This window comes from Pseudomonas sp. FP1742 (assembly GCF_030687145.1).
Classification (GTDB): Bacteria; Pseudomonadota; Gammaproteobacteria; order Pseudomonadales; family Pseudomonadaceae; genus Aquipseudomonas; species Aquipseudomonas frederiksbergensis_D.
Genome location: NZ_CP117460.1, coordinates 6,419,970 through 6,432,763, shown reverse-complemented (window position 1 = coordinate 6,432,763; position 12,794 = coordinate 6,419,970). Strand labels below are relative to the sequence as shown.

General features: G+C 60.5%; 9 protein-coding genes and 1 pseudogene. 7 read left to right on the top strand and 3 right to left on the bottom strand.

What is annotated here, in order from left to right; translation table 11 throughout:
• Positions 1–101: 101 nt before the first annotated feature.
• From PSH64_RS29270 to PSH64_RS29260, 3 genes are all read left to right on the top strand, one after another.
• On the top strand, positions 102–650 hold the full coding sequence (locus PSH64_RS29270) for a cupin domain-containing protein (RefSeq protein WP_018927504.1): 549 nt from the start codon (positions 102–104) through the stop codon (positions 648–650).
• 170 nt (positions 651–820) lie between these two features.
• Positions 821–1,249 (top strand): cytochrome c5 family protein, encoded by a 429-nt coding sequence (locus PSH64_RS29265; protein WP_105342257.1) that lies wholly within the window; start codon positions 821–823, stop codon positions 1,247–1,249.
• 132 nt (positions 1,250–1,381) lie between these two features.
• Entirely contained in the window at positions 1,382–3,304 is a 1,923-nt protein-coding gene (locus PSH64_RS29260) for an acetyl-CoA hydrolase/transferase C-terminal domain-containing protein (RefSeq protein ID WP_305479374.1), read from the top strand.
• Between the two features lie 127 nt (positions 3,305–3,431).
• Here the strand turns inward: PSH64_RS29260 and PSH64_RS29255 are convergent, their stop codons facing one another.
• Positions 3,432–4,004 carry a xanthine phosphoribosyltransferase gene (locus PSH64_RS29255; RefSeq protein WP_018927509.1) on the bottom strand — a complete coding sequence of 191 codons (573 nt, stop codon included), beginning with the start codon at positions 4,002–4,004 and terminating at the stop codon, positions 3,432–3,434.
• An 85-nt stretch (positions 4,005–4,089) separates the two neighbouring features.
• On the bottom strand, positions 4,090–6,099 hold the full coding sequence (rep, locus tag PSH64_RS29250; protein ID WP_105342251.1) for a DNA helicase Rep: 2,010 nt from the start codon (positions 6,097–6,099) through the stop codon (positions 4,090–4,092).
• Between the two features lie 262 nt (positions 6,100–6,361).
• Here rep and PSH64_RS29245 point away from each other — a divergent pair, with 262 nt between their 5' ends.
• Positions 6,362–8,029 (top strand): bifunctional diguanylate cyclase/phosphodiesterase, encoded by a 1,668-nt coding sequence (locus PSH64_RS29245; RefSeq protein WP_305479373.1) that lies wholly within the window; start codon positions 6,362–6,364, stop codon positions 8,027–8,029.
• 108 nt (positions 8,030–8,137) lie between these two features.
• Here the strand turns inward: PSH64_RS29245 and PSH64_RS29240 are convergent, their stop codons facing one another.
• Positions 8,138–9,535 carry a NorM family multidrug efflux MATE transporter gene (locus PSH64_RS29240; RefSeq protein WP_305479372.1) on the bottom strand — a complete coding sequence of 466 codons (1,398 nt, stop codon included), beginning with the start codon at positions 9,533–9,535 and terminating at the stop codon, positions 8,138–8,140.
• A 157-nt stretch (positions 9,536–9,692) separates the two neighbouring features.
• On the opposite strand from PSH64_RS29240, the gene PSH64_RS29235 reads away from it, so the two are divergent.
• The 3 genes and pseudogenes from PSH64_RS29235 to PSH64_RS30570 all read left to right on the top strand — a co-directional run bounded on the left by PSH64_RS29235 (position 9,693) and on the right by PSH64_RS30570 (position 12,774).
• On the top strand, positions 9,693–10,613 hold the full coding sequence (locus PSH64_RS29235; protein WP_105342244.1) for a LysR substrate-binding domain-containing protein: 921 nt from the start codon (positions 9,693–9,695) through the stop codon (positions 10,611–10,613).
• Positions 10,614–10,797: 184 nt separating this feature from the next.
• Positions 10,798–11,871, top strand: a pseudogene (locus tag PSH64_RS30575) (Cache 3/Cache 2 fusion domain-containing protein); the annotation flags it as partial.
• 42 nt (positions 11,872–11,913) lie between these two features.
• On the top strand, positions 11,914–12,774 hold the full coding sequence (locus tag PSH64_RS30570) for a methyl-accepting chemotaxis protein (protein ID WP_370694487.1): 861 nt from the start codon (positions 11,914–11,916) through the stop codon (positions 12,772–12,774).
• Positions 12,775–12,794: the final 20 nt, after the last annotated feature.

Here is a 12,794-nt window from a genome sequence, read left to right as displayed (position 1 = left end):
TTCACCAAACAGGATTCAGGCCCAAGTGTTGTAAATACTGAACGCTGTCGCCATGATAACGCTCAATATCCCTGCAACCTGAATCCCTGGAGGCTCCAGCATTGGACGTCGGTGAACGACTGCAATCGATCCGTAAGCTCAAAGGTCTTTCCCAGCGTGAGCTCGCCAAACGTGCGGGTGTTACCAACAGCACCATTTCGATGATCGAGAAGAATAGCGTCAGCCCCTCGATCAGTTCGCTGAGGAAAGTCCTGGGCGGGATTCCCATGTCCATGGTCGAGTTCTTTTCCGAAGAAATCCTGCAGGAAAAGCCGACTCAGATCGTCTACAAGGCCCACGAGCTGATCGATATTTCCGATGGCGCAGTGACCATGAAGCTCGTCGGCCGGGCTCACCCGAGCCGGGCTATCGCGTTCCTCAACGAAATCTACCCGCCAGGTGCCGACACCGGTGAGGAGATGCTTACCCATGAGGGCGAAGAAACCGGGATTCTGGTGGAAGGTCGGTTGGAACTGGTGGTCGGGCTCGAAACATTTGTGCTCGAAGCCGGCGACAGCTACTACTTTGAGAGTACCAAGCCGCACCGTTTCCGGAATCCGTTCGATGCCCCGGCGCGACTAATCAGCGCAGCCACTCCAGCGAATTTCTAAGAGAAGAGGCGTCGTGCCCGGATTGCGCAGACGCCCATGCTGTATCCCCGCCTGGTGATAAGACCCCTTCGACTTTGGGGTTGTTTCAGTGTGGCGGGCTTACCGCTATACTTGCGCCCGCCTGCGAACCGTGGCCGTAGGCGTGACTAGCCACCATTGAGGGTGTACGCGTGAACCTAATTATGAAAATGCTGGCCGCACCAGCAACCGTATTGGCCCTTTGGGCAGTCAGCGCACAAGCTGCGACCAACGACGATATCGCTAAACGTCTTGAACCAGTCGGCCAGGTTTGTGTGCAGGGTAAAGAATGCAAGGGGATGGAAGTCGCTGCTTCGGTTGGCGGCGGTGCAGCGAAAACTCCCGACGAAATTATTGCCAAACACTGCAATGCTTGTCATGGCACCGGCCTGTTGGGCGCCCCCAAAATCGGTGATGCCGCAGACTGGAAAAAGCGCGCCGATAAAGAAGGCGGCACCGCTGCTGGCTTGGCGAAGGTAGCGTTGAACGGGCTCAATGCGATGCCGCCAAAAGGCACCTGCAGTGACTGCGAACTGAAAGACCTTGAAGGTGCCATCCAGAAGATGTCTGGCCTGAAATAAGCCTGTCTTCAACGAAAAGCCGCTTGCGAGCGGCTTTTTTGTACCTGCGATTTCCCCCTGAGGCTATTCTTTGCAGCAAAGACCCGGCAAGCTCGGTCCAGCCCCAATTCATGGAACGGGCGGGAGGATCAGATGGTGCAGTTGTGTTCTATCGAGCAGGCGGTCGATGACGTCCTGGCACGATTGCCGGCGCATATCCACATGGGCCTGCCGCTGGGGCTGGGCAAACCCAACCACTTCGTCAATGCGCTGTATCAACGGGTCGCGCAACTGCCCGAGCGGCAGCTGACGGTCTACACCGCCCTGTGCCTCGGCCGCCCGCCCTTGGGCGATGGCTTGCAAAAGCGCTTTCTCGAACCCTTCATCGAGCGGGTATTCGGCGATTACCCGGAACTGGATTTCCTCGCCGACCTGCATCGCGACAGCCTGCCAGGCAACATCCACATTCATCAGTTCTTCATGCAACCGGGCAGCCTGCTGAACAGCGCACCGGCCCAGCAGGACTACGTCAGCAGCAATTACAGCCACGCCGCGCGGGACATCAATGCCGCCGGATTGAATCTGGTGGCGCAACTGGTCGCCAGCCACAGCGAACATCCCGATCGCCTGAGCCTGAGCTGCAACCCGGACATCACCCTCGACCTGTTGCCGATGATCGCCAAGCGCCGGGCGGCGGGGGAGACGATCCTGATGGTGGGCCAGGTGCACAACGACTTGCCGTACATGCCCGGTGACGCGGAAGTCGGCATCGACACCTTTGACCTGCTGATCGACGCCAAGGACAACACCACATTGTTCTCCACACCGAACATGCCGGTGGGTTGCCAGGATCACTTCATCGGGCTGCACGCCAGCACGCTGGTGCGCGATGGCGGCACCTTGCAGATCGGCATCGGCGCCATGGGCGATGCCCTCACAGCGGCGTTGCTGGCGCGGCAGGCTGACAGTGACGGTTACAAGGCGTTGCTGGCAGATTTGAATCTCAGCCAGTGGGCGCAGCTGATCGAGCGCGAAGGGGGCGTCGAACCGTTCGCCAAAGGCCTTTACGGTTGCAGCGAAATGTTCGTCAACGGCTTGCTGGTACTGGCGGATGCCGGGATCGTGCGGCGCAAAGTCTACCCGGACGTGCCGACCCAGCAGCAGGCGAACGCCGGGACGCTGAATGAGGCGGCGCAAACCGATGGCATCTCGGTACATGGCGGTTTTTTCCTCGGGCCACGCAGTTTCTACGAGCGCTTGCGCGAGTTGCCGCAGAGCAAGCGGCTCGAATTCAACATGACCCGTATCAGTTACATCAATGAGCTCTACGGCCAGGAAGAGCTCAAACGCTTGCAGCGCCTTGATGCGCGCTTCATCAACACCGTGTTCACCATGACCCTGCTCGGCGCCGGCGTGGCTGATCAACTTGAAGACGGGCGGGTGCTGAGCGGCGTTGGCGGGCAATACAACTTCGTGGCCCAGGGTCATGCACTGGAAGGGGCGCGCTCAATTCTGCTTCTGCGCAGTTGGCGTGAGTCGGGTGGTGAAGTCAGTTCGAACATCGTTTGGGAATACGGCCACTGCACGATCCCGCGGCATCTGCGGGACATCGTTGTCACGGAGTACGGCATCGCCGATCTGCGGGGCAAGACCGACGCGGCGGTGATCGAGGCGTTGCTGAACATCAGCGACTCACGCTTCCAGCCGGGGCTGATCGAACAGGCGCAGAACGTTGGCAAATTGCCGAAGCATTTCCGTCTCGATCCGCGTTTTGCCGACAACAGCCCACAGCGTTTACAGGCCGTTCAGGCACGGCATTCGAATCTGTTTCCGGAGTATCCACTGGGCTGCGATTTCACAGCTGAGGAGCGGGACTTATTGCGGGCGCTGAACTGGTTGAAGAGCAAGTTCAAGCTCACGGAAATTCTGGAACTGGGCAAGGCGGCGCTGGATGCGCCAGAACCTTCGGAGTTTCCCGTGCATCTGGAGCGGATGCAGCTGACGAAACCGGAAGGGTTGAAGGAGGATTTGTTCCAGCGGTTACTGCTCACCGGCCTCAAAGCCACTGCTCAGTAGCGGCGAACAGAGAAATGTGGGAGCGGGCTTGCTCGCGAATACGGAGTATCAGTCACAGATGGTGTCGACTGATACACCGTATTCGCGAGCAAGCCCGCTCCCACATTGGTTTTTGCGGTGTGGCGGTTTATTCGATGAAGGTTACAACGCCATCCTTCAGCGACTGAACACGCGCCAACGATTCAACCCGATAACCCTGGGCATCCAGTTCCGCGCGGCCACCCTGGAACGACTTCTCGATCACGATGCCCAGACCGGCCACGGTCGCGCCGGCCTGTTTGATGATCGAGATCAGCGCTTGCGACGCCTTACCGTTGGCCAGGAAGTCGTCGATGATCAGCACGCGGTCGCTGCTGGTCAGGTGGCGTGGGGAGATCGCCACGGTGCTTTCGGTTTGCTTGGTGAACGAGTAGACAGTCGCCGACAGCAGGTTTTCAGTCAGGGTCAGGGACTGATGCTTACGGGCGAAAATCACCGGTACGCCGAGGTTCAGGCCGGTCATGATTGCCGGGGCAATGCCTGAGGCTTCGATCGTGACAATCTTGGTGATGCCCGAATCCTTGAACAGCGAGGCGAATTCGTCGCCGATCAGCTTCATCAGGGCCGGGTCGATCTGGTGGTTCAGAAAGGCGTCGACTTTCAGAACCTGGTCGGAAAGCACGATGCCTTCTTCGCGAATTTTCTTGTGCAGTGCTTCCATGAAGCTTTCCTCTACTGGCGCCGTGTGCGCCCAGCTTGTAAAAAGTGTTCGGTTAAAAAAAGCATCGGCTGAAAAGTGCTCAATTCTAGCGCTTTAGCATCGCGCGTATATCCGCCAATGCGGTATTACCGCGAACCGCTTTGACTTCAGTCGGGGTGTCGTCGTTACCTTCCCAGGCCAGGTCGTCCGGCGGCAGTTCATCGAGGAAGCGGCTGGGCGCGCAGTCGATGATCTCGCCGTATTGCTTACGCTTGGCGGCAAAAGTGAAAGCCAAAGTCTGACGCGCTCGGGTAATTCCGACGTAGGCCAGGCGACGTTCCTCTTCGATGGTGTCGGCTTCGATGCTGGAGCGGTGCGGGAGGATTTCCTCTTCCATGCCCATGATGAACACGTAAGGAAATTCCAGGCCCTTGGAGGCGTGCAAGGTCATCATCTGCACACCTTCGGCGCCGTCTTCCTCTTCCTGCTGACGTTCCAGCATGTCGCGCAGCACGAGTTTGCCGATGGCGTCTTCGACGGTCATCTCGCCGTCTTCGTCTTTTTCGAGGGTGTTCTTCAGCGCCTCGATCAGGAACCAGACGTTACCCATGCGGTAATCGGCGGCCTTGTCGCTGGAGCTGTTGGTGCGCAGCCAGTTCTCGTAGTCGATGTCCATGACCATGCTGCGCAGGGCGGAGATCGGGTCTTCGCCGGCGCACTGCTCGCGGACCTTGTCCATGAAACGCTTGAAACGTGACAGCCGATCGGTGAAGCGGCTGTCCAGGTGTTCGCCCAGGCCGATTTCGTCGGTGGCGGCGTACATCGAGATTTTGCGCTCGGTGGCGTAGTTGCCCAGCTTCTCCAGTGTGGTCGAGCCGATCTCCCGGCGTGGGACGTTGATCACCCGCAGGAAGGCGTTGTCGTCGTCCGGGTTCACGATCAAGCGGAAGTAGGCCATCAGGTCTTTCACTTCCTGACGTCCGAAAAAGCTGTTGCCGCCGGACAGGCGATACGGAATCTGGTGGTGCTGCAGCTTCAGCTCGATCAGCTTGGCCTGGTAGTTGCCGCGATACAGGATCGCAAAATCGCTGTAGGGCCGATCCGTGCGCAGGTGCAGGGTCAGCAGTTCCACAGCCACGCGCTCGGCTTCGGCGTCTTCGTTGCGGCAACGGATCACGCGGATTTCGTCACCGTGGCCCATCTCACTCCACAGCTGCTTTTCGAACTCGTGGGGGTTGTTGGAAATCAGCACGTTGGCGCAGCGCAGGATACGGCTGGTGGAGCGGTAGTTCTGCTCCAGCATCACCACTTTCAGGGACGGGTAATCGTCCTTGAGCAGCATCAGGTTTTCCGGGCGGGCGCCGCGCCAGGCGTAGATCGACTGGTCGTCGTCGCCCACCACGGTGAACTGGTTGCGTTTGCCGATCAGCAGTTTTACCAGCAAATACTGGCTGGCGTTGGTGTCCTGGTATTCGTCCACCAGCAGGTAGCGGACCTTGTTCTGCCATTTTTCCAGGATGTCGTCGTGTTCCTGGAACAGTTTTACCGGCAGCAGGATCAGGTCGTCGAAGTCCACCGCGTTGAACGCCTTGAGCGTGCGCTGGTAGTGGGTGTAGACGATGGCGGCGGTCTGTTCCTTGGGATTGCGCGCGTTTTCCAGGGCTTCGGGCGGCAGGATCAGGTCGTTTTTCCAGGCGCCGATCATGTTCTTGATCTCGTCGACGCCATCGTCGCCCGAGTATTCCTTCTGCATGATGTCGGTCATCAGGGCTTTGACGTCGGTCTCGTCGAAGATCGAGAAGCCCGGTTTGTAGCCCAGTCGTGCGTGTTCCTTGCGGATGATGTTCAGGCCCAGGTTGTGGAAGGTGCACACCGTCAGGCCGCGGCCTTCGCCGCCCTTGAGCAGGGTGCCGACCCGCTCCTTCATCTCCCGCGCGGCCTTGTTGGTAAAGGTCATGGCGACGATGTACTGGGCACGGATGCCGCAGCTCTGGATCAGGTGCGCAATTTTGCGCGTGATCACGCTGGTCTTGCCGGAGCCTGCGCCGGCGAGCACCAAAAGAGGGCCGCCGACGTAGCTCACGGCTTCTTGCTGCCGGGGATTGAGTCGGGACATACGAAATCAGGGAGTCGTTAGCGAAATGGGCCGGCATTTTAACAGGCTCAGCGAATTGTGCTGCTCTCTCCGACTTGTGACGCAACACGCGATCTCTATTTGCCGGTTTTGATACTTTCACGCAGGATGCGCAGTGAATTCGCGTCTAATGTTCGTATTCAAGACTCGAAGCCATGTTTGATAACCGATGTCATTTGGTCATTGGTTACCCGAGCGGCATAATGCCCGCCGCCTACATCTTTGCAGAGTCTAGGGAGCTAGCTTGTCTACGCCTGTCGAACCCTTGCGTTTGCTGCTACTGGCCGAAGAGCCGGCATGGGCGGCGTTGTTGCGCGAGTGTCTGGCTCCGATGGGGAATTCGGCGGTGCTGCTTAGCGCGCCGAGCTGGGAGTCGGTCAGCAACCTGTTCGATGACAACCGCAGCGCGGTGTTGTTGACGATTCCTGCTCTGCAGCCGGCCCCCGGCCGTTGCAACCTGCCGACGGTGTTGCTGCTCGAACACGAGCCGCTGGCGCCGCCCGACGGTGTGAGCGACTGGTTGGTGCGCAATCTGCTGGATGCCGGCATGCTGCGCCGCTGCCTGCGTCATGTCCGTGAACGCGGCGTGCTGGAAAACACCTTGCAGCGTCTGGCCGAGCAGGATCCGTTGACCGGCATCGCCAACCGTCAGGGTTTTCAGACCTTGCTGGCGGCGCGGCTGGCGGAAAACGACGGCCGTGGTCTGGCCCTCGGTCACCTCGACCTCGACAATTTTCGACACGCCAATGACGCCCTCGGGCATCAGGCCGGCGACCGGTTGATCCTGCAGGTGGTTTCGCGGCTGAAAAGCCAGCTGGAGGCCGGCGATCAACTGGCGAGGCTGGGCAGCGATGAGTTCGCCCTGCTGATCGACACCCGCCGCGCCCCCCAGCGTGCCGAATGGATGGCCGAACGCATTACCGAAGCGCTGTCCGAACCCTATTGGATCGACGGCGAAAGCCTGTTGATCGGTTCCAGTCTCGGCATTGCCCACGCCCGAGCGCAGGCCGGTGCCGACCCATTGATGTGGCACGCCCACATCGCCATGCAGCAGGCCAAGAGCACCCAAGGTTGTACCTTTCACATCTTCAACGAGCGGATCAACCGCAATGCTCGCAGCATCGCCGATCTTGAAAGCGAGCTGCGCCGGGCCTTGCGCCGCGATGAGCTGGAGTTGCATTACCAGCCGCGCCTGAACCTTGAGGACGGTCAGATCGTCGGCCTCGAAGCTTTGGTGCGCTGGCGTCATGGCGAACGCGGTTTGCTGCCCCCCAGCGAGTTCGTGCCGCTGGCCGAGCAAAGCGGCTTGATCGTGCCGCTGGGTTACTGGGTGATTTCCCGAGCCCTGCGGGACATGCAGGCGTTGCGCGAACGGGGGTTGCCGGCGTTGCATATGGCGATCAACCTGTCGTTCCGACAGTTTCAGGACAGCCAGTTGCTGGCGACCTTGAGCCGGCTGATTGCCGAGCGTGGGGTCGAGGCGCAATGGCTGGAGTTCGAACTGACCGAAACCGCGGTGATGCGTCGCAGCGATCTGGTCAAGCAGACCATGGATGCCCTCGGGCGTCTGGGCGTGCGCTTCTCGCTGGACGATTTCGGCACCGGGTTCTCTTCGTTCGTGCACCTCAACAGCCTGCCGATTGCTTTGCTGAAGGTCGACAAGAGCTTTGTCGGCGGCATGGAGGAGCGCGAAGAGAATCGCAAACTGGTGCATGCCATGATCAACCTGGCGCACAACCTCAACCTCGAAGTGGTCGCCGAAGGGGTGGAAACACAGGCGCAGCTGGAATTGTTGCGCGGGTTCGGGTGCGATCAGGTGCAGGGGTACCTGATCAGCAAGCCGTTGCCGTTGGCGGAGTTGGTTGAGTATTTGACCTTCTCCAGTCAGCAGCCCGCACTGGAAGTAGTTTAAACACGGACAAATGTGGGAGCGGGCTTGCTCGCGAAAGCGGTAAATCAGCCAACGTAGATGTCGACTGGCACACCGCTTTCGCGAGCAAGCCCGCTCCCACAGGGGATCTCAATCTGGCTGAGCGATTTGGAAACTCGCCCCTGACGACGGCTCCCGCCGAATCATCCGCTTCATTTTCCACTCAAACGCCAGCGTCAGACTCACCGCCGCACAGGCCAGCCCCAACGCCAACCCCCACCAGACCCCCGTCGGCCCCCAGTTCAGATGGAAGGCCATCCACCACGCGGCTGGCGCGCCGATCAGCCAATAGCAGCCCAAACCCACCAGGAACGTGGTCTTGGCATCCTTGAGCCCGCGAATACAGCCCATGGCAATGGTTTGCGTGCCGTCGAACAGCTCGAACCACGCCGCCACCGCCAGCAGGCTCACAGCCAACTCGATCACCGGGCGAAAGGCCGGGTCGTTGTGGTCCAGGAACAAGCCGATCAGCTGATGCGGCAGCAGCCAGAAGACCATTGCGAACCCCAGCATCGACACGGCCCCGAAGGCGATCCCGACCCGTCCGGCCAGCCGCGCATCCAGCAATTGCCCGGCGCCGTAATGCTGACCGATGCGCATGGTGATCGCATAGGAAAGCCCCGCCGGCACCATGAACGCCACCGAGACGATTTGCAGGGCGATCTGATGCGCCGCCAGTTGCGTACTGCCCATGGTGCCCATGCACAGCGCGGCGAAGGCAAACAACCCGACTTCCACCGCATAGGTGCCGCCAATCGGCAGGCCCAGGCGCCACAACTCCTTGAGGTACTGACGGTTGGGCCGCGACAGACCCTGGCTCAACGGATAAGCGTCATAGGCCGGATGCCGACGGATGTGCAGCGCGAGCGCCAGCGCCATGAGGTTGGCCACGATCGCCGTGACCAGACCGATGCCCATCAGGCCCATTTTCGGCAGGCCGAACATGCCGGTGATCAACGCGTAGTTGAGCAGGAAGTTGGCCACGGTGCCGCCGAGGCTGATGACCATCACCGGCGTTGCCCGGCCGATGGCGCTGGTGAAGCCGCGCAGGGCCATGAAGCTCAGGTAGCCGGGCAGGGCGAACGGCAGGATCAACAGAAACTGGCCGGCCGCCTGAACGTTGGTTTCGGTCTGTCCGAACAGCAGCAACACCGGTTTGAGGTTCCACAGCAGCAGACCCGCCACCAGCGCCATCAACCAGGCCAGCCACAAACCGGCCTGGGTCAGCCGCGCCGCGCCGATGATGTCGCCCGCGCCCTGACGGATCGCCACCAGGGTGCCGACCGCCGCGATCACGCCGATGCAGAAGATCGACACGAACGAATACGTCGCCGCGCCCAGGCCGCCGCCGGCCAGCGCCTCGGGACTCAGGCGCGCCATCATCAAGGTGTCGGTGAGAACCATCAACATGTGCGCCAACTGCGAGGCAATCAACGGCCCCGCCAGCCGCAGGATGGCCCAGAGTTCAATACGCGCTGGATGCTGCATGATCATCACGCTCGATTGTCAGAGAGAACAGGAAGCGTCGATTCTCGGCGCTCTGCGGGGTTTCCACAAAGGGATAAAAAGGATGGGTGGCATGATTAAAACTCATGCCAGGGACTTTCTGATAAGTTGAGGCAACCGCGCTATAGGAGCTTTCCCAATGTCTCGTCGTCTTCCTCCCTTGTATGCCCTTCGAGCATTCGAAGCGGCGGCGCGACATAGCTCGTTCACCCGCGCCGCCGAAGAACTGTCGATCACCCAAAGTGCGGTCAGCCGGCACATTCGTACGCTCGAAGAGCATTTCGCCTGTCGGCTGTTTCATCGCAGCGGGCGCAACCTGCAACTGACCGAATCGGCGCGGCTGATACTGCCCGGCATTCGCGAAGGCTTCACCGCCCTGGAACGAGCCTGCAATACCCTGCGTGCCGAGGACGACATCCTGCGCATGAAAGCCCCGTCGACCCTGACCATGCGCTGGCTGTTGGCGCGGCTCAGTCGTTTTCGCCACCTGCGACCGGGGAACGAGGTGCAATTGACCAGCGCCTGGATGGACGTCGATACGGTGGACTTCAACCACGAACCCTTCGACTGTGCCGTCATCCTCAGCAACGGGCATTTTCCACCGGACTGGGAGACGACTTTGCTGTTTCCCGAAGAGCTGATTCCGGTGGGCGCACCGAATCTTCTGAAGGATCAACCGTGGGATGTTGCGCGCCTGGCCAGCACCGAGCTGCTGCACCCGACGCCGGACCGCCGTGACTGGCGCAACTGGCTGGAGCGCATGGGCCTGACCGATCAAGTTTCGCTCAAGGGCGGACAGGTGTTCGATACGCTGGAACTGGGCATGATCGCTGCCGCCCGGGGCTACGGCGTGTCCATGGGCGATTTGCTGATGGTCGCGGAAGATGTCGCCCAGGGGCGCCTGAGTTTGCCGTGGCCGACGGCCGTCGCCAGTGGTGAGCATTATTACCTGGTCTGGCCGAAAACCCGCCCCGGCGGTGAACGTTTGCGTCGGCTCAGCGATTTCCTGCAAGGCGAAGTCCGGGCCATGGAGTTACCGGAAGTCGAGCGCCTGGGCTGAATCGATGGAGCCGCTGCAATGGCGGCCTTGAGCCATATCCCGGCTAATCACTCAAGTATTCGGTTTTGCCGCCGAAAATCTGCTGATGGAACCTTAGTGCCAGGCTCCATGTTTTCCCCACTATCAGAAATTTTGCCGAGTGCGACGGGATCAGGATGATCCGGCCACTGGGTCAGGAGCTGTCATGTCTCAACCTCGTGCTCGGATTGCCTCACAGCTGGGTCTTGCGCTTGCCGTGATACTGGCGATTGTCATCAGCGGCAGTACCGTGTTCGCCTTGCGCTCGCTGGACGCTGCCAACCTCGCCACCCGCGAAGAGCATCTGGCCAGCGAGGCGCGGCTGCTGGCCGATCAGCTGAGCACGTTCCACGGCACGTTGCGTGAAAGTACCCAGCGCCTCAGCGGCCTGTTCGAGAAGCGCTTCAGCGCCGGTCTGAGCGTGCACCCGGATGAGCCGGTGGCTGTGGCGGGTGTGCAAACGCCGGGCCTGCATTTGGGTGGCGAAGTGTTGAACAACAATTTCAAGGAAGTGGACGAGTTCAAGCAAATGACCGCCGGCGTCGCGACGCTGTTCGTGCGCAGTGGCGAAGATTTCATTCGGGTCAGCACCTCCCTGAGCAAACAGGACGGCACCCGGGCCATCGGCACATTACTGGATCACGCTCATCCGGCTTATGCGCGCTTGATGGCCGGGCAGAGCTACGTCGGTCGCGCCTTGCTTTTCGAACGGTCCTACATGACTCAGTACACCCCCGTACGCGACAGCGGCGGTAAGGTGATTGCCGTGCTGTTTGTAGGATTCGATTACACCGACGCACAGAACGCCCAGTTCGAAAACCTCAAACGCTTCCGCATCGGCCAGACCGGCTCCCTGGCATTGCTCGATGAGCAGAACAAATGGCTGGTGCCGATCGCCGGTGTGCAAGCATTGGACGTGGCAGTCCCGGCCATCGTTGGTCTGGCCAAGACACCAGGCAAGGGCGATTTCTGGAGCGACAAGTCGCAAGACTTCTACAGCATTGCCGTGCCATTCGAAGGCGGGCCGTGGTCGGTGGTGGCGAGCATGCCGAAAACCGAAATCCGCGCCGTGACCTGGAGCGTCGGCATTCGACTGGCCATCGGCAGTCTGCTGGCGATGTTGCTGGCGGTGGGGGCGGCGGTCTGGTTGCTGCGCAGCAAACTGGCGCCACTGGGCGATCTGGTGCGTCAGGCTGAAGCCTTGGGCGCGGGTGATTTGAGCGTGCGCCTGAACGTGTCGAGCCATGACGAAATCGGTCAGTTGGCCCGCGCCTTCAACCAGATGAGCCAGGCCCTGTCGACCATGGTCGAGCACATTCGTAGAGCCTCGGAAGAGGTCAACAGCCGCGCCCAAGCGTTGTCTGGTCTGTCCGGTGGTGCCTATGAAGGGATGGAGCAGCAGTCCGGCGAAATCACCAGCATGGCCGGCGCCGTGGAAGAGTTCAGCGCCACCTCGCTGAACATTGCCGACAACATGGGCAACACCCAGCGCCTGGCGCAGGAAAACGCACAACAAACCCAGATCGGTCGTACGTCGATGGACGAAGCGTCCTCATCCCTGGAGCAAATCGCCGGTGCGCTGAACAGCACCGCGACAGTGATCAATACTCTAGGTCAGCGTTCCCAGGAAATCGGCGGCATTGTCGGGGTAATTACCGCGATCGCCGAGCAAACCAATTTGCTGGCGCTCAATGCCGCCATCGAAGCCGCCCGTGCCGGTGAACAAGGTCGTGGGTTTGCGGTGGTGGCCGATGAGGTGCGCAACCTGGCTTCACGCACCCGCCAGGCCACTGATGAGATTTCCGGGATGATCCAAAGCATCCAGCAGGAAACCGGCAACGCCATCAGCACCATGGAACAAGGCAACGTGCTGATGCAGGAAGGCCTGTCGCGCAACGCCAACGTCGCCTCAGCCCTGGCGCGGATCGACGAGCAAAGCCGCTCGGCCGGTCAGCAGTTCGCCGCCATCACCGCCGCGACCCAAGAGCAAAGCAGCACCGCGACCTTGCTCAGCAGCAATCTGCAAAGCATTGCCCTGGCGAACAGTGAGCAGCGGGAAGTGGTGTCGAACCTGGCGGTGACTGCCAAAGAGCTGGAGAAGCTTGCGGCGGATCTGCGGCATGAGGTTGACCGGTTTCGTTGAGTCGCCTCTGAAACCGCTTT